The organism is Arthrobacter oryzae, assembly GCF_003634095.1.
GTDB lineage: Bacteria > Actinomycetota > Actinomycetes > Actinomycetales > Micrococcaceae > Arthrobacter > Arthrobacter oryzae.
In genome coordinates this window covers 50739-70434 of the sequence record NZ_RBIR01000003.1, presented here as the reverse complement: position 1 = coordinate 70434, position 19696 = coordinate 50739, and the positions used below count along the sequence as shown (strand labels likewise).

The following is a 19696-nucleotide window of genomic DNA, read 5'->3' as shown; positions in this document are numbered from 1 at the left end:
ACGGACAACGCCGCATCCGCCGCCGTTTCCTGGACTGCCGCTTCCTGGAGTGCGGCGGGAGCGGCGGGAGCGGAGGGCGCGGCTGCCGCCGGCCCGGGGGTGGCCGGTTCGGCCCTGCTGACGGTCGCCGGCCCGGCCGCCGCTCCTGCCGCGGCAATGCGAGCGGGCGCCTGGCCTGCTGCAGGCCAGGGCTCACCGCCTTCGACGCGCGGCAGGCCCCGCCGAATAGACCCAGACTGAGTTGCCATCACTACTTCTTCCGAGCCTCAAGTGCGCTGATCAGCTGGGGTACAACCTTGAATAGGTCGCCGACGACACCAAAGTCGGCGATTTCGAAGATCGGCGCGTCTGAATCCTTGTTGATGGCGACGATCGTCTTCGCGGTCTGCATGCCGGCCCGGTGCTGGATTGCGCCGGAGATGCCCAGCGCGATGTACAACTGTGATGACACGGAAACCCCGGTCTGGCCCACCTGCTGTGACGCCGGGATGTAGCCTGCATCCACGGCGGCACGCGAAGCACCAACGGCGGCGCCGAGTGTATCGGCCAGCTGTCCAACGAGGGCGAACTGTTCCTCCGACCCGAGGCCCCGGCCACCCGCCACAACTTTCGCGGCCCCCCGCAGCTCCGGCCGTGACGTGGCGGCAACTGCCTCCTCGAACGCGTCGATCCGGGCGGCCGGCTTCCCGGAGCCCGTCACGTCCAAGGTCTCCGACGCCGGCGGCTGAGCCGTGGCACGCGCCTCGATGGAGCCCTGTCGAACCGTAATGACCGGCGCCCCGAACGTGGACGTTGACGTCACGTTGTACGCGCCGCCGTAGACGGAGTGGTGTGCCACGACGCCCTCGTCGTCACGTGACACACCGACCGCGTCGACAGAAATTGCAGCACGCTGACGGGCCGCGTAACGGCCGGCAAGGTCACGCCCATTGAGAGAATGAGAAATGAGGATTGCATCCGGCTGCGTCAGCTCCACAGCTGCGACAAGCGCATCGACGCCCGACACTCCGAGCGCGGAAGGGTCCGGAGTCTCCGCGACCAATACGCGCGCGGCGCCAAGGACCGCGGCCTCCGCGGCCGCGGCACTTCCGGCGCCGGGTGAGGCAAGTACCAGGGCAATCGGCGTGCCAACTGCGGCCGCGGCGCCGAAGAGACCCGCCGCGGCCTTCTCGAGCTCACCGGAAGCCCGGGTTTCCACGACGACAAGGATTGCGTCACGAGGGAATTCAGTCATGTCGTTCGTCCTTAAGCCAGTCGGTTTTCTATGAGGAAGTCCGCGAGCTTCTCGCCGGCATCACCCTCGTCAATGATCTTTATCCCCGCCGCGCGAGGGGGCTTCTCGGCAATAGTGAGCATGATCGAACGCGCCGCGTCCGGATCGTCGGCCGTGAGCCCGAGGTCTGCGAGGGTAAGCGTCTCAAGGGGCTTCTTCTTCGCGGCCATGATCCCTTTGAAGTTCGGGAAGCGTGCCCCGGGAAGCGCCTCGGTAATGGAAATCACCGCGGGCAGTCCGGCGGACACCTTCTGGACGCCGGACTCAATGGGCCTGGAGCCAGACACCGCGCCGTCGCTGATCTCTACGGAACTGAGGCCCGTGGCATGCGGCACATCAAGCAATTCGGCGAGCATTGCGGGAATCATGCCGCCGGATCCATCGGTGGAGACGTTGCCGGTGATCACCAGGTCAAACCCCATCCGGCGGATCGCCGCGGCGAGGGTTTCAGCGGTGAGCCCAAGATCCGCACCGCGGAGCGCCTCGTCGCAGATGTGGGTGGCGCTCCCCGCGCCCATCGCAAGGCCCTTGCGTATTGTTGCCGTCGCACCCTCGGGAGCAAGGGTGAGCACAGCGACCTCCGTGCCCTGGTTAGCGTCGGCGTACGTCAGCGCCAGTTCCAAGGCCCGCTCACCGATCTCATCAATGACTGCCTCGCTGGCTGCCCGATCGGCGAGGCCCGTTTCAAGGTTCAGTTTCCGGTCCCCGTAGGTATCGGGGACCTCCTTAACTAGGACGATAATCTTCATCGATGGCTCTTCCTGTGGCGGTCTTGTCTCTGCAGAGCAGACATGGCGGATCTCCCTCGAGTCTACGAAAGTGCGACCCGTCCCGGCGGACAGGGCCCGTGTCGCGCATTGTCGCAGTCCGTCAGAATCGCGGGTGGTGCTTCCCGACCGGCGCGTTCCGCGGTAGCCATGCCGCCGGCGGGCAGAGACCGGCATGGCGGTCGCGGGACGAAAACTACTGTGGAGTAGGATGCTGGGATGGGATTGATAATTGCACTTCTTGTCATTTGGCTCGTTCTTTCTATTGTCGGCTTTGCCGTGAAGGGCCTGCTCTGGCTGGCACTCATTGCACTCGTCCTCTTTGTCGCCACCGGCGTTTGGGGCTGGGTGAAGCGGAAGGCCAAGGCCTAATTCGCTTCGTTATTAATCGCGGCATTAATAGCGGCGGCCTGCACCGGATGGTGCGGGCCGCCGCTATTTTCTTTGCCACTATTCCTTTCCGTTTCCTCATTGGCGCAGCGTGCTGCCGCGGAACGGAATGACGATATAAAAGGCGCGGAAATCCCGTGCGGGTCAGGGCCGCTGGAGACGGCCGGGTCCGGGACGTTCAGCCGGCCGGGCTAGACTCGCACGCTGGGGAAAGAACACCAAGGCCGCCGGTAGCCCGGACCGGGCAGGCGGCGCAATCTCAACCGAAAAGTGATTCTGCAACGTGATTTCGAAGAATATTGCCCGTCCTCTCGCCGCAACCGCACTGCTCGCCGCGCTGGCCCTCAGCGGCTGCTCGGCCCCGCAGGCCGGTGGCGCGCCGTCCTCCCCGGCCCCCGCCTCGCCGTCCAGCACGCCCAGCCCCAGCGCCAGCGCGACATCCGGACCGTTTGGCGGATTCGCCAGCGCCGCCGAGGCCTGCACCAAGATCTCCGAGCAGGCCACCGGCGCCACGCTGCTTCCGCTCTCGGCGGCGCAGGGCAAGACGGCGCAACTGGAACAGTTCAAGACGGATCTGGCCGACACGGCCGCGCGGGTCCCGGACAGCCTCAAAGCCGATTTCGCCCACCTCAAGGAAGTGGCAGTTGCCGGCGTCACCGACCAGACGGTGTTCTCCAGCGGCAAACTCCAGGCGGCCATGGCCCCCGTCACGAAGTGGATCGCCACCAACTGCGGCAAGTAGACCCACCCGCCCTCCGGCACTGACCGGCGCGGCAGTTCCGGCACTGTCCTTGGTGCCGGAACTCCGCGATCACCCGGAGGGCAGTGATGGGACAGTCCTGCGGGCCGTAGTGAACAGGCCGACCAGATTCCCCCGCGCCGCACGGGGCAGGGACTAGGGTTGTGTCAAAGAGAAGGGGGAGTGGGCTCATGGAATACCAGGATTCTCAACCCGTCGCAGGTGCTGTGGCCGGTCCTGCGGACGGGCTGCCCGTGCCGGGCGTCGGCCGCACCGTCATTTCGGAAGCCGCCGTCGCCAAAGTTGCGGGCATCGCCGCCCGATCTGTCCCGGGCGTCTATTCTCTGGGATCGGGCCCGTCCCGGGCCCTCGGAGCCCTCCGTGACGCCGTCGGCAGCGCCGATCACGCCGCGGGAGTCCGCGTGGAGGTCGGTGAAACGCAGGTGGCCGTGGACATCGACCTCGTGGCCGTGTACGGCACCCCCCTGCATGCCCTCGCGGACCAGATCCGGGCCGCCGTCTACACCGCCGTGGAAGAGCTGGTGGGGCTCGAAGTGATCGAGGTAAATATTGAGATCAATGACGTCTACGTGCCGGGGCCGGCCAAACCCGCCGCGCCCGCCGAGGTGCGGCCGGTAAGGGAGGCAGTCCAATGAGTCTGACGGTTGTGGGGATCGCGGCAGGGGCCTTCGTGGCTTTCATGTCCTTCCAGTTCGGCGCCTGGGGATTCCTCGGCGCCCTGTTCTTCATGGGCATCGGCGCCCTCTTGGGCCGGGCAGCGGAGGGGAAGCTGGACCTGCGCAGCGTGCTGGATGCCCTCACGGGCCGGCGTTCGTCCTCATGAGCATCATGGCGGGGGCGCCGGTGCGCGGCGTCGCAATGGCCGGGCACAACCGCATCAGCACCCAGGCCCTGACGAGCGTGGCGCGCGCGGCCGCGGGCGAGGCCCTCGGCGTGCCAGCGCACGATGTCCGGGCCGAATGGTCGGATGACGAAGGGCTTTTGGCGCTCTCGCTCGTCACGCCAGTCGGGATCCCGCCCCTCACCGCGGTCCTGCGGGATCCCACCCGCGTGGCGGGTTTCGGCGGTGCCATCTGGGACCGCGCCGTCGCGGCCAAGGCTGAGATCCTGAACCGTGTGACCGAGCTGACCGGAGCACAACTCAGCCGGGTGGACATCCGCATCAGCGGTGCCACCGTGCGCGGGGGAGGTCGGGTGCATTGAGCCAGGACACCGAGCACGCCAGTACCGGCCACGGCCCGTACGACGCCGGTGCCGTGACGGAGAGCGCACCCCCCGGATCCGGTGCTGCCGGCATGGAAAGGATCCTCAAACGCGAGATGCACTCATCGCGGGTGGTCGTCTCCGTGATCGCGGCCGCGCTCGTCGCTCTGGTGTGCGGTTATGCGCTGTTGGAGACTGCGGTCCGTGCGATCGGTCAGCCTCCGTGGCTGGTGGATCCGCTGACGGCGGCCCAGCGGGTGGTGGCCCTCCCGGCCGGAGTCCGGCCCCTGCTGCTCACCGCCGCCGGCGCCGTGGTGGCCATGGCAGGGCTGTTTTTCTTCCTCAACGCGGTGCTGCCGGGGCGGCGGGCGCGCCACCAGCTCCCGGATCGCCGGGCCGCCGTCGTGGTGGACGATGAGGTAATCGCGGCGGCCTTGGCGCGCCGGGCGCGGCTGGCCGCGAACGTGACTAAGGAACAGGTGATGGTGATCGTCGCGCGGAACCGGGTAGTGGTCAACGTCCGGCCCACCTCCGGTGTGCCGCTGCGCTCCGACGCCGTCCTTGACGCCGTGCGCCGGGAGGTGCGTGATATGGGCCTCTCACCCATGCCTGACGTGCAGATCCGTGTGTCCACGGCCGGGGTGGTGGGGGCATGAACAACACGCCCAGGGTCCTCAACCGCATCCTGATCGGCTTCCTCGGCCTCGGGCTTCTCGCCATCGGTATCCTCCTGATGCTGCTGGCGACTGTCCCGGCCGTCGGCACCTGGTGGCACGAGTGGGCGGGCGGGCTGTTGAACTCATGGCTCGAGCTGTTCGCAAGGACGCAGTTCCCCGGCCGGCAGGAGAGCTGGCTGTGGCTGGCCATCTGCTTGGTGCTCGCGGCGATGATCGGCGCAATGGTCGCCTGGGTCGCCCAACAGGGCAAGGGCCGGACCAGCCTGATCGCGGCGGAGGAGGACCCGGGCGGGGTGCCGGGAACCGTCGGGATCGGCGGGGGCGTGGCGGAGCAGGCGCTCCGCGCAGCACTCGCGGACCGGCCCGACCTGGCCGGCGTCACCGTGGCCACCTACAAGATCCGGGGCGAGACGGCCCTGAAGATCCGCGTGGATCCGCGCCAGGGCGTCGCCCCGCACACGCTGGCCGCCGAAGTCTCCTCGCTCGTGGAGGCGCTCGACGCCGTGATCGGCAAGCGCACCCCGGTCCTGATCCATCTCGGCTCCGGGGCGAGATCGCGCTTCGGCCGGGCCGAGCGCGTCCGCTAGGAAGGTGGTCCGGCGGGGCCCGCGGCGTCTCCTTTGGATAAAGGTTGATGTAAACGCTTGCATTCCTCGCCGGGTGTTGATTACTGTGATGGTCGGCACATCAACAGCACGGCCGTCTTTCACCGGTACTCAGCGAGGAGCACTAACGTATGAAAACCCGCAATCTCCTACTTCCGATCGCCACAGCAGGCGTCTTGGCCATGACCCTCTCGGCCTGTGGCGGCGGGGGTGGCGCCAGCTCAGGCGGTAACGACGCTGCCTCGCAGGGCATGGACGGCCGCGGCCCCATCACCTATGTCCAGGGCAAGGACAACAGCAACGTGGTCCGCCCGCTGATTGACAAGTGGAACGCCGCCCACCCGAACGAGAAGGTCACCTTCAAGGAGCAGACCGACCAGGCGGACCAGCAGCACGACGACCTCGTCCAGCACTTCCAGGCCAAGGACTCCGGCTACGACGTTGCGAGCGTCGACGTCGTCTGGACCGCTGAGTTCGCCGCCAAGGGCTGGCTGCAGCCGCTCAAGGACAAGATGGCGCTGGACACCTCAGCCCTGCTGAAGCCGACTGTCCAGGCTGCCTCCTACAAAGGAACGCTGTACGCGGCACCGGAATCCTCCGACGGCGGCATCCTGTACTACCGCAAGGACCTGGTCCCCACGCCCCCGAAGACCTGGGACGAGATGATGAGCATGTGCTCCATCGCCAAGTCGCACAACATCGGCTGCTACTCCGGCCAGTTCAAGAAGTATGAGGGCCTCACCGTCAACGCCTCAGAGGCGATCAACTCCGCCGGCGGAGCCGTGCTGGACGCCAATGGCAAGCCCAGCCTGCTGACTCCGGAGGCAAAGGCCGGACTCGCGAACCTGACCAAGGCCTATGCAGACGGTTCAATCCCGAAGGAAGCCATCACGTTCCAGGAAGAAGAAAGCCGCCAGGCGTTCCAGGACGGCAAGCTGCTGTTCCTGCGCAACTGGCCCTACGTCTACAACCTGGCCACCACTGAGGGTTCCTCGAAGGTCAAGACCGTTCTGGGCATGACCGCACTCCCGGGCAAGACCGGCCCGGGTGCCTCTTCACTGGGCGGCCACAGCGCCGGCATCAGCGTCTACTCGAAGTACAAGGCCACGGCACTGGACTTCCTGAAGTTCCTCACCACCGAAGAGACCCAGAAGTTCTTCGCCACGCAGGGTTCACTCGCCCCGGTGATCGGCTCGCTCTACAGCGACAAGGATCTCGTCGCCAAGCTGCCGTACCTGCCGGTCCTGAAGACCTCGATTGAGAACGCCGTGCCCCGCCCGGTCACCCCGTTCTACCCGGCCGTTACCAAGGCCATCCAGGAAAACGCGTACTCGGCCATCAAGGGCGAGAAGACTGTAGACGCGGCACTGTCTGACATGCAGAAGTCCATCGAGTCCGCTAGCGCGGGACAGTAGGTACATCATGGCAACTGAAGTAGGCCCGACGTCGGTCAAGGCACCGGCGTCGGGCGGGGCACCGATCCACCACGCACCCAAGGGTGTTGGAGAGGACAACCGCATCGCGACGCAAGGGCGCTGGGCAGCCTGGCTCCTGGCGCCGACCATCATCGCATTGTCAGTAGTGATCGTCTACCCGATCATCACCGCCATTGTGATGTCATTTCAAAAAGATGCCGGTCTGGACCCCGCCACGGGTCTCTTCGTAGAGGGTGGCCCGGCCGGCTTCTCGAACTACATCAACTGGATCTTCCAGCAATGCCCGGCTCCGTCCGGCGGAACCGTCGACTGCCCGCCGGGAACCCTCGGCGCACAGTTCTGGTCCGCCACCGGCACCACCTTCTTCTTCACCATCGTCACGGTGGCACTTGAAACGGTGCTTGGCTTCTGGATGGCAGTCATCATGGCCCGGGCCTTCAGGGGCCGCAGCCTGGTCCGCGCGGCTGTCCTGGTGCCGTGGGCCATCCCCACCGCCGTGACGGCCAAGCTGTGGCTGTTCATCTTCGCCTTCGAAGGCATCGGCAACAAACTCTTTAACACCTCCATCCTGTGGACGGGCAGCGAATGGCCGGCCAGGTGGGCCGTGATCATCGCGGACGTCTGGAAAACCACGCCTTTCATGGCGTTGTTGATTCTTGCCGGCCTGCAGATGATTCCCGCGGAAGTCTACGAGGCAGCCAAGGTCGACGGCGCCACCGCCTGGCAGCGGTTCCGGATGATCACCCTGCCGCTGGTGAAGCCGGCGCTCATGGTGGCGATCCTGTTCCGCACCCTGGACGCGCTGCGCATGTTCGACCTTCCCTACATCTTGACGGGCGGAGCCAACAACACCACCACGCTGTCCATCCTGGTGATCAACCAGATCAGGCAGGGCTTCAACGCGGCGGCGGCCTTGTCCACCATCACATTCATCATCATCTTTCTGGTGGCCTTCATCTTCGTGCGCTTCCTTGGAGCGAACGTCGTGGAGCAGCAGACCGGCGCAGGTAAGGGGAAGAAATGACCGCCGCGACGAGTGCCGCAACCGAGCTGCGCGCAGAACAGGACCGGGGGCGGAAGGTCGCACAGAACCGCGAGAAGTGGGCCAGCGGGCGCACCTACATCAGCGCGGTCGTGATCCTCTTCTGGTGCCTGGCTCCGGCCTACTGGATGGTGGTGACGGCGTTCCGCGACGTCGGCTACACCTACGACACCTCGATCCTGCCGACCCACGTGACCCTGGACAACTTCAAGACGGCATTCGACACGTCCTTCGGCAACCACTTCGGCCAGGCCCTGCTGAACAGCTTGTTCATCGGCACCGTCGTCACCGTGGTGTCGCTGATCATCGGCGTATTTGCCGCCTACGCGCTGGCCCGCTTGAACTTCAAGTTCAAGTACCTCGTGCTGGGCTTCATCCTGGGGGCCTCCATGTTCCCCGGCGTCGCCCTCATCACGCCGCTGTTCCAGCTGTTCACGAACATCGGCTGGATGGGCACCTACCAGGCCCTGATCATCCCGAACATCTCGTTCGTGCTGCCGCTGACCGTCTACACCATGACGTCCTTCTTCCGGGAAATGCCGTGGGAGCTGGAGGAATCAGCGCGCGTTGACGGATGCACCCAGGGACAGGCCTTCCGGAAGGTCATCATGCCGCTGGCCGCCCCGGCCATCTTCACGACGGCCATCCTGGCGTTCATCTCCTCGTGGAATGAATTCCTGATCGCCAGCCAGCTCTCCTCCGACGCAACACAGCCGGTGACGGTGGCCATTGCCAGCTTCGCCGGTGCGCAGCCCAACCAGATCCCGTACACCGCGATCATGGCCGCGGGCACCATCGTGACCATTCCCTTGGTCATCCTTGTGCTGGTGTTCCAGCGCAAGATCGTTGCCGGCCTGACAGCCGGCGCAGTCAAGTGACTGCTGCGACAAGGGAGGGCGGCGACATGACCGACGCGCAAAACCAGGGCCACGTGCCGGCAACGCGCCGAAAGGTGCGCTCCGGCGAGGACTTCGACATCATCATCGGGTTCCTCGCCTTCTGGGCCTTCGTGCTGCTGGTGGTCACTGTCTGGATGGAGGTGACGGCCCAGCCGGCCCTCGGCTGGGCCCTGGGCCTGCTGGCGATGCTGCTCGCCATTTACGGGATGGTCCGGCTGCGCCGGCGCTTGCCGCGCCGGACGGCCAGCGGGCGCCCCTAGGCAGCCAGGGGTCAAGACTATTCAAGTGCCGCGGGGGAGGCAGGGACGGAACGTCTGCGGACAGCCGGCAGGCATCCACGGATCGTGAACAAGGGGGCAAAGTGGCACGGACAGAAAGGGCGCAGCGCGGCGGCCACTCCGGCGTCAGCATCGAGGACGTCGCCGCCGCTGCCGGCGTATCCACCGCCACCGTGTCCCGTGCCGTCCGCGGCCTGCCCCGCGTCTCCCCGGCCACGCGGGAGAAGATCCTGGGCATAGCCGAATCCCTAGGCTACGTCGCGTCGTCCTCCGCGTCCGGCCTGGCAACAGGCCGGACCAAAACCATCGGGGTGCTGGCCCCGTTCGTTAGCCGGTGGTTCTTCTCCAAGGCAATCGAGGGCGCCGACCGGGAACTGCACGCCCGCCAGTACAACCTCTCCCTCTTCAACCTCGGCGGCCACGGCAGCAACCGCGAGCGGCTGTTCAGCAAAACCATGGTCTACAAACAGATCGATGCCCTCCTGGTTCTCTGTATGGCCCTCAGCCACGAGGAAATCGAACACCTCCAGAAGATCGATATCCCGCTGGTGGTCGTAGGAGGCCACGTCGAAGAGTGCCCCTACATCGGGATCGACGACTACGCGGCGGCCGCCACCGCGGTCCGCCACCTGATCGGGCTGGGGCACACCGACATCGCGCTGCTGCACGGCGACGACGAAACCGACCTCAACTTCGACGTCCCCCGGGTCCGGATCCAGGCCTTCTACGACATCATGCGCGAAGCGCGGCTGCCGGTCCGGCCCGAGTGGGACGAGTGGGGTGACTTTACCGTCCTTAGCGGCCAGGAGGCGTTCCGGCGCCTCTGGGCCTCCGGCGGCCCTAAGCCCACAGCCATCTTCTGCGCCTCCGACGAGATGGCCATGGGCGTCATCTTCGAGGCCAACAAGGCCGGTGTGCGGGTACCGGAGGACTTGTCGGTCATCGGCATCGACGATCACGATTTCGCCGACGCCATGGGGCTGACCACGGTCGGGCAGCGCCCCGACCAACAGGCCGAACTTGGCACCAAGATGCTGCTGGACGAGCTGGACGGAATCGCCGGATCCGTGCAGTCCACGGTGGCACCACACCAATTGATCGTGCGCAGGACGACGGCGCCACCGCGGCGCCGGTCCGAGCTTTCCGCCTAGGCCCGGGAGGTTCAGGAAGCCCGGGCCATCTGCCGGATCGGCACCCAGCGCGAGGCCAGCCGCCGGTAGGCCGCGGCGGCCCCGGTCATGTCGCCCTCCGCCAGGCACTCAATGCCGAGGCGCACATCCAGCGGTGAATCGTCCGGATAGACCTTGTCCGCCACCGCGCCGTAATCGAGCTCCACTGCCGAATCCGGGTGGAAGAGCTCAAGCCATTCCGTGAGTTGGGTCAGGTCCTCGAGCATGTCCAGATCGGGTGCGGCCATGGCCAGGTGCGCAACCGCATAGCTCACGCGCTCCAGTGCCTGGGCAATGCTCGCGCGGATGCGGACCGTGACGATGCGGCCCTCGGATTCCACGACGTCGGTGGGATCGGATTCCTTGAAGAGACAGAACCAGCTGAACGGGATGCCCCAGGTGGACGCCCGGGTGTGGACCCGGCTCACGCCCTCATGGGCGCGCACCTCATCGATGCGGTCTTGGTGCTTGTCCCGCTGTTCCTCGGGGATCAGGAGCTGGGCCAGGGGCCCGTGGATGCCTTCCATCAGGGCATTGGCGGCCAGCCCCGCGCGGAGGACCAGCTGGCTGGGGCAGTACAGCAGCCGGTCCGGCGCGGCCGCAGCCCCGGGGGCGGACTCGGCCGGCCCATTCGCCGCCCCGGCCGACGCTTGCTTTGCCGGGGCGGGGATAACGCGCACCAGGTCCGTCCGGCCGGTGGGAAACGGGTCCCCGTCGTGGCGCGTGATGCGGCCCAGGGAGGCCAGGAGTTCGGCGTTTTCGACGGCGGCGCGGGACTTCTGCCCGGCGGCCGCGGCCCGCAGGGATTCCTGCTGCTGCTCGGGAAAGGCCTCCAGGGGCTCATAGATCCGGAGCGAGGAGGAGAACGGCAGCCCGGCCTGTCCGCGGTAGATGTTCCCCGTCATCGGATCACGACGCTTCCCTGGGCGGCAGCCATCAGTCCGCCAGTTCCACGATCACCGGGGCATGGTCCGAGGCGCCCTTGCCCTTGCGTTCCTCGCGGTCGATCGCGGCGCCGGTCACCCGCGCCGCCAGCGCCGGGGAGGCCAGGATGAAGTCGATCCGCATGCCTTCCTTCTTCGGAAAGCGGAGCTGCGTGTAATCCCAGTACGTGTAGACGCCGGGCCCGGGGGTGTGCGGCCGGACCACATCCTGGAAGCCGGCCTCCTCAAAGGCGTGGAACGCGGCGCGTTCGGGCTCACTGACGTGGGTGAGGCCCTCGGCGCGGAAGTAGTCGATGTCCCACACGTCCTCGTCCAGGGGTGCGATGTTGAAATCGCCCATCAGCGCAATCTGCGCCTGGGGATTCTCCGTGACCCAGGTGCCGGCGTGGTTCTTCAGGGTGTCCAGCCAGGTGAGCTTGTACGGCATGTGCTCGTCGTCCAGGGCGCGGCCGTTGGGGACGTACAGGCTCCAAACCCGGACTCCGCCGCAGGTGGCGCCGATGGCCCGGGCCTCCTGCACGGCATCCTTGCCGTTCTTTCCGAACACCGGCTGGTCAAGGAAGGTGCGTTCGACGTCGTCGAGCCCCACCCGGGAGGCGATCGCGACGCCGTTCCACTGGCTCAGACCGAAATGGGCCACCTCGTAGCCCAGGTTCTCGAACAGCTCCCACGGGAAGTTCTCGTCCTTGCACTTCGTTTCCTGGATGGCGAGGACGTCACAGTCGGTGCGTTGGAGCCACGCCTCAACACGGTCGGCGCGGGCACGGAGCGAATTCACATTCCAGGTAGCAATCTTCACAGTCCCTAACTTACCGAACTTGGCCCCCGGGCGAAGCGGCCGGTCCTTGCCGGTCCTCTGGAAATTAGTAGGAAGTCCGAGTATATTCGGCTGCAGAGATGATCTAGGTCACATGCAAAGGAGCATTCGGTCATGGTTCGAGAGCTATCCCATTACATCGACGGGCAGCGGGTGGACGGCACCTCCGGCCGGTTCAGCGACGTGTACGACCCCTGCACGGGGGAGGTCCAGTCCCGGCTGCCGCTGGCCAGCGCCGAGGAAGTGCGCAACGTCATTGCCAGCGCGGAAAAGGGCCAGCTGGAATGGGCTGCCATGAACCCGCAGCGCCGCGGCCGGATCCTGCTCAAGTTCGTGGACCTGGTCAACCAGAACATGGACGAACTCGCGAGGCTGCTGTCCTCCGAGCACGGCAAGACCTTCCTCGATGCCAAGGGCGACATCCAGCGCGGCATCGAAGTCGTCGAATTCTCCGCCGGCGCCCCGCACCTGCTCAAAGGCGAGTTTTCGGACAGCGCCGGGACCGGCGTGGACGTGCACTCGATGCGCCAGCCGCTCGGCGTCGTCGCCGGGATCACGCCGTTCAATTTCCCGGCCATGATTCCGCTGTGGAAGTCCGGGCCGGCACTGGCGGCCGGCAACGCCTTCATCCTCAAGCCCTCCGAACGGGACCCCTCCGTGCCGCTCCGCCTGGCCGAGCTCTTCACCGAGGCGGGTCTGCCCGACGGCGTGTTCAACGTGGTCAACGGGGACAAGGAGGCCGTGGACGCGCTTCTGGAGGATCCCCGGGTCCAGGCGATCGGCTTCGTCGGCTCCACCCCCATCGCCCAGTACATCTACGCCACCGCCGCGGCGAACGGCAAGCGCGCCCAGTGCTTCGGCGGTGCCAAGAACCACATGGTGATCATGCCGGACGCGGACCTCGACATGGCCGCGGATGCCCTCATCGGGGCCGGCTTCGGCTCCGCGGGCGAGCGGTGCATGGCAATCTCGGTCGCCGTCCCCGTCGGCCGCAAGACCGCCGATGACCTGGTGGCAAAACTGCAGGAGCGGATCGCCGGCCTCAAGGTCGGCCACAGCCTCGCCGAGGACTCCGACTTCGGCCCGGTGGTGGCGGCCTCCGCGAAGGAACGGATCGAAGGCTACATCGCCTCCGGCGTCGAGGAAGGCGCCAGCCTCCTCACCGACGGCCGGGGCCTGAAGGTGGAGGGCTACGACGGCGGGTTCTGGGTGGGGCCCACGCTGTTCGACAACGTCACGAAGGAAATGAAGATCTACAAGGAGGAGATCTTCGGCCCGGTGCTCAGCGTGCTCCGCGCCGAGGACTACGACGAGGCACTCCGGCTCTGCAGCGAGCACGAGTTCGGCAACGGCGTGGCCATCTTCACCCGCGACGGCGACGCCGCGCGCGACTTCGCCAGCAGGGTCCAGGTGGGCATGGTGGGCATCAACGTCCCCATCCCCGTGCCGATCGCCTACTACACCTTCGGCGGCTGGAAGGCCTCCGGCTTCGGCGACCTGAACCAGCACGGCGCCGACGCCTTCCGCTTCTACACGAAGACCAAGACCGTCACCTCGCGCTGGCCCTCCGGCATCCGCCAGGGCGCCAGCTTCGTGATGCCGGAAGGCAGCTGATGGGGGCAGAGGCTGCGCGGGAAACCGGCGGCGGAACCGCAACCGGGGAAACAGCCGATGTGCTCTTCGAGCGGCGCGGGCGCCTTGGCGTCGTGACCCTGAACCGGCCCAAGGCCGTCAACGCCCTCACCGCGGGGATGGCCGACGCCATGCTGGAGCAGCTTGCGCTCTGGGCAGACGACGACGCCGTCGCGGCAGTGCTGGTGCGCGGCGCCGGGGACCGGGGCCTCTGCGCCGGCGGCGACATCGTCGCCATCTACCGGGACATGCTCGACGGCGGGGACGCCACGGCGGACTTCTGGGCCGTGGAATACCGGTTGAACCTGCTCATTTCCGAATACCCGAAGCCCTACGTGGCGTTCATGGACGGGCTGGTCCTGGGCGGCGGGGTGGGGATCTCAGCGCACGGCTCAGTGCGGGTCGTCACCGAACGCACCCGCACCGGGATGCCCGAAACCACCATCGGGTTCGTGCCCGACGTCGGCGGCACCCTGCTGCTCTCCGGCTCGCCGGGGGAGACCGGTACCCATGCGGCCCTGACCGGCGCGCACCTGAGCGGCGCGGACGCGCTGTTCCTTGGCCTCGCCGATCACTTCGTGCCCTCCGACCGCTTGCCTGAGCTGGCGGCGGCGCTGGAGTCCGAAACGGTGGAAACCGTCGTCGCCCGTTTCGCCCAGCCGGCCCCGTCGTCGGGTCTCGCCGCGCGGCAGGAGTGGATTGACGCCTGCTACTCCACCGACGACGCCGAGGAAATTCTGCGCAGGCTCCGGGCCCGTGGCAGAGAGACCGGCGGCGAGGCCGCCGACGCCGCGGACACCATTGAGGCCAAGTCGCCAACGGCGGTCAAGGTGGCGCTGGAGTCCCTGCGCCGGGCCCGCGGGCTGAGCCTGGAACAGGCCCTCGAGCAGGAATACCGCGTGGGCCTGCGCTTCCTCGAGGGGCCGGACTTCCGGGAAGGCATCCGCGCCCAGGTGGTGGACAAGGACCGCAACCCCCGGTGGAAGCCCGCCACCCTCGCCGAGGTCACCGCCGCCGACGTCGCGGCCTACTTCGCGCCGCTGGGCGCGCGCGAACTGGAGCTCTCTCCGAGGGAGAAGAACAAGGAGAAGAACAATGTCTGACACCGCAGGGTCTGAAACCGCACCAACCGAGGCAGCCCAGTCGGAAACAGCCCCGGTTGGCACCGAGCTGTCCGCAACGGGCATGATCGCCTTCCTGGGCCTCGGGCACATGGGCGGGCCGATGGCCGTCAACCTGGTCAAGGCCGGCTACGCCGTGACCGGCTTCGACGTTGTGCCGGCCGCGCTGGACGCCGCCCGGGAGCATGGAATCCCGACCGCCGGGACGGCCGCCGAGGCCGCGGCCGGGGCCGGCGTCGTGCTGACCATGCTGCCCAGCGGCCGGCACCTCCTCGACGCCTACCGCGGCACAGGAGGTGCGCCCGGACTGCTCGAGACGGCCGCGCCGGGCACCATGTTCCTGGACTGTTCCACGATCAACGTGGACGAGGCCCGCGAGGCCGCGGAACTCGCGGTCGCCGCAGGCCACCGCGCCGTCGACGCCCCCGTGTCCGGAGGCGTCGTGGGGGCCGAGGCCGGCACGCTGACGTTCATGGTTGGTGCCCTCCCGGAAGACTTTGAGGCGGTCAAGCCGCTGCTGGAAGTCATGGGCAAGCGGGTGGTCCACTGCGGCGGCCATGGCGCGGGCCAGGCGGCCAAGATCTGCAACAACATGATCCTGGGCGTCTCAATGATCGCCGTCAGCGAGGCCTTTGTGCTGGGCGAGAAGCTCGGGCTGACCCACCAGGCGCTGTTCGACGTCGCTTCCGCCGCTTCGGGGCAGTGCTGGGCGCTGACCACGAACTGCCCCGTGCCGGGGCCGGTCCCGACGAGTCCCGCCAATCGGGACTACCAGCCAGGCTTCGCCGGGGCTCTCATGGCCAAAGACCTCAAGCTGGCGCTCAACGCCCTGCAGAGCACCGGCGTCGCGGCCCGGCTCGGCCCGCTCGCGTCCGAAATTTACGATACCTTTGCCGCGGAAGGCGGCGCCGGCCGGGACTTCTCCGGCATCATCACCGACATCCGGGAAAAGTCGGAGACGGGCACCTCAGAAACCGGCACGGCCGGACCCTAGGCCCGGACCGCAGCCAAATCCAGACCCGGAACCAGACACAGACCCAGCTAAGGGGAACACTCATGACCGATCAGTTCGCGAACATCCTGGTGGAGCGCCGCGGCCGTGTGGGCCTCGTGACGCTCAACCGGCCGGAAGCCCTAAATGCCCTGAACAAGGCCACGATGGACGAGCTCGTGCAGGCCGTCGCCGGAATGGACGCGGACCCGGAGGTCGGTGCCGTGGTGGTGACCGGTTCGGCGAAGGCCTTCGCCGCCGGCGCGGACATCAAGGAAATGCAGTCCAAGGGCTACATGGACATGTATGCCGCGGACTGGTTCCGCGGCTGGGAAGACTTCACCCGGCTGCGCATCCCCGTTGTGGCGGCCGTGTCCGGGTTCGCGCTGGGCGGCGGCTGCGAGCTTGCGATGATGTGCGATTTCATCATCGCGGGGGACAACGCAAAATTCGGCCAGCCGGAAATCAACCTCGGCGTGCTCCCGGGCATGGGCGGCTCGCAACGCCTGACCCGTGCGGTGGGCAAGTCCAAGGCCATGGACATGATCCTGACCGGCCGCTTCATGGACGCCGAGGAAGCCGAACGGGCGGGCCTGGTGTCCCGCGTGGTCCCGGCCGCCGACGTCGTCGAGGAGGCGCTGAAGGCTGCCGCGGTGATCGCGTCCAAATCCAAGCCCGTGGCGATGGTGGCCAAGGAAGCCGTCAACGCGGCGTTCGAGACCGGGCTTGCCCAGGGCGTGTTGTTTGAGCGGCGCGTGTTCCACTCGCTGTTCGCCACCGAGGACCAGAAGGAAGGCATGGCCGCCTTCACCGAGAAACGGCAGCCGGAGTTCACCCACCGCTGACAGGCGCCGGCGGGACATGTGGATTTGATCGCTCTTGCGGACGAACCGCGCTCAACGCCTCGTCTCGTACCGGGTCAGGACCACGCCGCCGGGAAACGTCCGCGTCTCCACCAGGTTCAGGTTCACCCAGCTGTCCAGCGCAGTGAAGAACGGCGTGCCGCCGCCCACCCGGACCGGATGGGTGGCCAGCACGTATTCGTCGATCAGCCCGGCCCGCATGGCCGCCCCGGCGAGCGTTGCGCCCCCGACGCTCATCGGGCCACCGCCCCCGGCCTTGAGCCGGGTGATCTCGGCGACCGCGTCGCCGGTGACCAGGCGGGTGTTCCAGTCCACCTTGTCGATCGTCGAGGAGAACACCACCTTCGGCGTGTCCCGCCAGTTCCGCGCGAACTCGATCTCCGCCGGAGTGGCGTTGGGCTGCTGGTCCCCGGTCGGCCAATAGGAGCTCATGGTCTCCCACAGCTTGCGCCCGTACAGCGACAGGCTGCTGGCCCGCTCCTGGTCGAGCCACCACTGGAACAGTTCCTCGCTCGGCTCGCTCCAGCTGATGTCATCGCCAGCCGCGGCGATGTAGCCGTCCAGAGTCAGATTCATGCCATAGATCAGTTTCCGCACGGCGCCAGCCTTCCATCCTCGTAGTGGTCGAGAGTGTCATGGATCACTGTCTTCGCGCCAGTGATCTGCATCATCCTGTCCCTCATGAACCCACCGTAAACGCTCATGATCTGGATGCCATAGCCTCCGGCCCGCGGTTCACCTGAGCCTTTTTTGCACCCCCAAAGATCCGGTAACAGGATTTTCGAAGTGCCTGACGGTCACGGGCACGGTCTCAAGAAGCACGGTCTCAAGAAGCCTGGTCTCAAGAAGAAAGTGGCGGCGCAGCGAGGCTGGTCGTGATGACCCGGAGTTGGGCCAGGACGGTTTTCACGTTTGCCCGTTCGAGTGTTTCGGGGCGGCCGAGGCAGTCGATGTGGCGGCCGGGTCCAAGGCGGGAAATCGGCCGGAGGAGCAGGTCCGGGTGATGATGCAAATCGGTGGTGTAGCGGGGCATCAATGCTACGCAGTCGCTGGCGGCAACCACTGCAGCGGCAACGAAAAATTCGTTGATCCGGTGAGCGATGCGGGCTTCGGCACCTCCAACACCGGCGATTTGCTCGATGGCGTTCTCGAGAGGAAACCCCTGGTGGACGGCCACCCAGGTTTCTCCTCGGAGGTCTTCTGGGTCGATGGAGTCTTTGGCCGCCAGCCGGTGGTCCTTGCGGATCACGAGGTCCAGGGGTTCGAACATCAGCGGTTCCACGCGTACCGATCCCGGCCACGGCGGACTGCCCGTCCACCGGTGGGCGATGACCAGATCGTGATCCTGGGTGAGGGCGGGGAAGCTTTCCTGGGCTACGTCGAAGTCGCTCAGGGTAACGCCGGGCTGGCCCGGGGCGTTCAACCTAGTAAGTAGCGGCCCGAAGATCGCCAGCGCAGCACTGTGGAATGCCGCGATCGCCACAACCCCCTGCGGTTCGCTCTGGAACTGCGCGACCGCCTGCTCCGCCCGTTCAAGCGCCACCTCCACTTCCACAGCCGCCAGGGCCAAGGCGCGCCCGGCATCCGTCAGCGCGGTCCGCCGTCCGTCCTTAAAGGTCAGCGGAACAGCCACGCCGCGCTGCAGAGCGCTGAGCTGCTGCGACACCGACGACGGCGTGACGCGGAGGGCTGCCGCGACAGCGGCGATGCTGCCCCTCTCGCCCAACTCCCTCAAAGCGCGAAGCTGTCCCAATTCCATTAGTCCAAACTAATGCATAGGCAACTTAAATAGCGGCTAGTGCTAATTGATGTACATGGGGAACGATTGGCCGATGGGTACTTTTCTTGCACGGTTCCGGGTCGATCTCTTGCTGCTTCTGGTGGCCGTATCTTGGGGATCGACCTATCTCGTGGCTAAGGAACTCGTCACGGCGGGCACGGTGTTGGCCCTTCTGGCTGCGCGGATGCTGCTCGCGGCCGGGGTAATGGCTGCAGTCGCGGGTGTCCGGCGGAAGCCTCTGACGCGTAAAGAGGTGTTCGCCGGCGTACCAATCGGGGTGCTGCTTGCAGCGGTCTTCGTCCTCGATACGTTCGGGATCGCGCATACCTCTGCCACGAATGCAGGGCTCATCATCAGCCTCACGATGGTCTTCACTCCGGTCCTTGAGTCCGTCGTGTTGCGCCGGCGGCTACCTGCCACGTTCTTCGCAGCCGCCATAATGGCGGTAGTCGGTGTGTTTCTGCTCGCCGGCAACGGTACCTTCGAACCTCCTAGCTTTGGAGACCTGCTCGTTCTGGGCGCCGCGGCCATGCGCGCCGCGCACGTTGTCTCCATGCACAAACTCACCGGCGGCAAAGCCCTGGATTCGCTGCACCTCACGGCCGTGCAGCTGGGAACCTGCGCGCTCCTATTTACGGCAGGCTCGTTCATTTACGGGGATTCCATCCCGCGCTACCTCTCACGGCTGGACGCACACCAGGCAGTGATGTTCCTCTACTTGGTGCTGATCTGCACCGTGTTTGCGTTCTTCGTGCAGATCTGGGCGGTCAGGCGAACTTCTCCATCGCGGGTCAGCCTCCTACTCGGCACAGAGCCAGTCTGGGCAGCCTTCATCGGCATAACCATCGCCCACGACACCATAGGGACCGCGGGGTATTGCGGCATTGTCCTCATTCTCGCCGGAACTGCCTGGGGCCGATTAACCGAACAGCAGCACCGCCAGGCAGTTCTTACGTTTCATCCGCTCCGATCAGAGCCCAAGCAACACGTTGCGGCGCCGCCAAACGGGGCTAACAGTGCGATGCAAGAAAACTCAACGCCAGGGTGAG

Annotated in this window: 23 protein-coding genes; 17 read left to right on the top strand and 6 right to left on the bottom strand. The window is 66.6% G+C overall.

All coding sequences use genetic code 11. The features are described from left to right. Positions 1–250 precede the first annotated feature (250 nt). Positions 251–1234, bottom strand: a complete 984-nt coding sequence (locus tag C8D78_RS07975; protein WP_120952050.1) for an electron transfer flavoprotein subunit alpha/FixB family protein — start codon at positions 1232–1234, stop codon at positions 251–253. 11 nt (positions 1235–1245) lie between these two features. Beyond that, entirely contained in the window at positions 1246–2022 is a 777-nt protein-coding gene (locus tag C8D78_RS07970) for an electron transfer flavoprotein subunit beta/FixA family protein (RefSeq protein WP_120952047.1), read from the bottom strand. 237 nt (positions 2023–2259) lie between these two features. On the opposite strand from C8D78_RS07970, the gene C8D78_RS19680 reads away from it, so the two are divergent. The 12 genes from C8D78_RS19680 to C8D78_RS07915 all read left to right on the top strand — a co-directional run bounded on the left by C8D78_RS19680 (position 2260) and on the right by C8D78_RS07915 (position 10481). After that, the gene (locus C8D78_RS19680) at positions 2260–2412 is read left to right on the top strand and encodes a hypothetical protein (protein WP_167467880.1); all 153 of its coding nucleotides are present in this window, start codon (positions 2260–2262) and stop codon (positions 2410–2412) included. Positions 2413–2713: 301 nt separating this feature from the next. Continuing rightward, on the top strand, positions 2714–3172 hold the full coding sequence (locus C8D78_RS07965) for a hypothetical protein (RefSeq protein WP_120952044.1): 459 nt from the start codon (positions 2714–2716) through the stop codon (positions 3170–3172). A 188-nt stretch (positions 3173–3360) separates the two neighbouring features. Further along, a complete protein-coding gene (locus C8D78_RS07960) occupies positions 3361–3825 on the top strand; it encodes an Asp23/Gls24 family envelope stress response protein (RefSeq protein ID WP_120952041.1) in 465 nt (154 codons plus the stop codon). Continuing rightward, on the top strand, positions 3822–4013 hold the full coding sequence (locus C8D78_RS07955) for a hypothetical protein (protein ID WP_120952038.1): 192 nt from the start codon (positions 3822–3824) through the stop codon (positions 4011–4013). The genes C8D78_RS07960 and C8D78_RS07955 overlap by 4 nt, the downstream gene beginning before the upstream one ends. Then, positions 4010–4393 carry a hypothetical protein gene (locus C8D78_RS07950; RefSeq protein ID WP_208641907.1) on the top strand — a complete coding sequence of 128 codons (384 nt, stop codon included), beginning with the start codon at positions 4010–4012 and terminating at the stop codon, positions 4391–4393. The genes C8D78_RS07955 and C8D78_RS07950 overlap by 4 nt, the downstream gene beginning before the upstream one ends. Further along, entirely contained in the window at positions 4390–5049 is a 660-nt protein-coding gene (locus tag C8D78_RS07945; RefSeq protein WP_120952035.1) for a DUF6286 domain-containing protein, read from the top strand. The genes C8D78_RS07950 and C8D78_RS07945 overlap by 4 nt, the downstream gene beginning before the upstream one ends. Continuing rightward, positions 5046–5657, top strand: coding sequence for a hypothetical protein (locus tag C8D78_RS07940; RefSeq protein ID WP_120952032.1), 612 nt, complete (start codon positions 5046–5048; stop codon positions 5655–5657). The genes C8D78_RS07945 and C8D78_RS07940 overlap by 4 nt, the downstream gene beginning before the upstream one ends. Positions 5658–5806: 149 nt before the next feature. Beyond that, positions 5807–7090, top strand: a complete 1284-nt coding sequence (locus C8D78_RS07935; protein ID WP_120952029.1) for an ABC transporter substrate-binding protein — start codon at positions 5807–5809, stop codon at positions 7088–7090. A 7-nt stretch (positions 7091–7097) separates the two neighbouring features. Continuing rightward, positions 7098–8135, top strand: a complete 1038-nt coding sequence (locus C8D78_RS07930; RefSeq protein ID WP_120952026.1) for a carbohydrate ABC transporter permease — start codon at positions 7098–7100, stop codon at positions 8133–8135. Further along, the gene (locus tag C8D78_RS07925) at positions 8132–9031 is read left to right on the top strand and encodes a carbohydrate ABC transporter permease (RefSeq protein ID WP_120952023.1); all 900 of its coding nucleotides are present in this window, start codon (positions 8132–8134) and stop codon (positions 9029–9031) included. The genes C8D78_RS07930 and C8D78_RS07925 overlap by 4 nt, the downstream gene beginning before the upstream one ends. A 26-nt stretch (positions 9032–9057) precedes the next feature. Then, positions 9058–9312, top strand: a complete 255-nt coding sequence (locus C8D78_RS07920; RefSeq protein WP_120952020.1) for a hypothetical protein — start codon at positions 9058–9060, stop codon at positions 9310–9312. Between the two features lie 101 nt (positions 9313–9413). Next, positions 9414–10481 carry a LacI family DNA-binding transcriptional regulator gene (locus C8D78_RS07915; RefSeq protein WP_120952017.1) on the top strand — a complete coding sequence of 356 codons (1068 nt, stop codon included), beginning with the start codon at positions 9414–9416 and terminating at the stop codon, positions 10479–10481. Positions 10482–10492: 11 nt separating this feature from the next. Here the strand turns inward: C8D78_RS07915 and C8D78_RS07910 are convergent, their stop codons facing one another. Both C8D78_RS07910 and C8D78_RS07905 read right to left on the bottom strand, forming a co-directional pair. Next, positions 10493–11404: a DUF8083 family protein gene (locus tag C8D78_RS07910; protein ID WP_120952014.1), complete on the bottom strand. Its 912-nt coding sequence runs from the start codon at positions 11402–11404 to the stop codon at positions 10493–10495. A gap of 31 nt (positions 11405–11435) precedes the next feature. After that, on the bottom strand, positions 11436–12242 hold the full coding sequence (locus C8D78_RS07905) for an exodeoxyribonuclease III (RefSeq protein WP_120952011.1): 807 nt from the start codon (positions 12240–12242) through the stop codon (positions 11436–11438). Between the two features lie 132 nt (positions 12243–12374). On the opposite strand from C8D78_RS07905, the gene C8D78_RS07900 reads away from it, so the two are divergent. From C8D78_RS07900 to C8D78_RS07885, 4 genes are all read left to right on the top strand, one after another. Next, complete coding sequence (locus C8D78_RS07900) at positions 12375–13874, top strand: CoA-acylating methylmalonate-semialdehyde dehydrogenase (RefSeq protein WP_120952008.1); 1500 nt, start codon at positions 12375–12377, stop codon at positions 13872–13874. Further along, a complete protein-coding gene (locus C8D78_RS07895) occupies positions 13874–14995 on the top strand; it encodes an enoyl-CoA hydratase/isomerase family protein (protein WP_120952005.1) in 1122 nt (373 codons plus the stop codon). The genes C8D78_RS07900 and C8D78_RS07895 overlap by 1 nt, the downstream gene beginning before the upstream one ends. A gap of 82 nt (positions 14996–15077) precedes the next feature. After that, positions 15078–16007: a 3-hydroxyisobutyrate dehydrogenase gene (gene mmsB / locus C8D78_RS07890; protein ID WP_120953238.1), complete on the top strand. Its 930-nt coding sequence runs from the start codon at positions 15078–15080 to the stop codon at positions 16005–16007. 62 nt (positions 16008–16069) lie between these two features. Then, complete coding sequence (locus C8D78_RS07885) at positions 16070–16849, top strand: enoyl-CoA hydratase (RefSeq protein WP_120952002.1); 780 nt, start codon at positions 16070–16072, stop codon at positions 16847–16849. 51 nt (positions 16850–16900) lie between these two features. Here C8D78_RS07885 and C8D78_RS07880 read toward each other — a convergent pair whose 3' ends face one another. Both C8D78_RS07880 and C8D78_RS07875 read right to left on the bottom strand, forming a co-directional pair. After that, positions 16901–17464: a dihydrofolate reductase family protein gene (locus C8D78_RS07880; RefSeq protein ID WP_120952000.1), complete on the bottom strand. Its 564-nt coding sequence runs from the start codon at positions 17462–17464 to the stop codon at positions 16901–16903. 244 nt (positions 17465–17708) lie between these two features. Next, positions 17709–18626 carry a LysR family transcriptional regulator gene (locus C8D78_RS07875; protein ID WP_120951997.1) on the bottom strand — a complete coding sequence of 306 codons (918 nt, stop codon included), beginning with the start codon at positions 18624–18626 and terminating at the stop codon, positions 17709–17711. Between the two features lie 73 nt (positions 18627–18699). Between C8D78_RS07875 and C8D78_RS07870 the strand changes: the two genes are divergently transcribed. Then, on the top strand, positions 18700–19695 hold the full coding sequence (locus C8D78_RS07870; RefSeq protein ID WP_208641906.1) for a DMT family transporter: 996 nt from the start codon (positions 18700–18702) through the stop codon (positions 19693–19695). Position 19696: the final 1 nt, after the last annotated feature.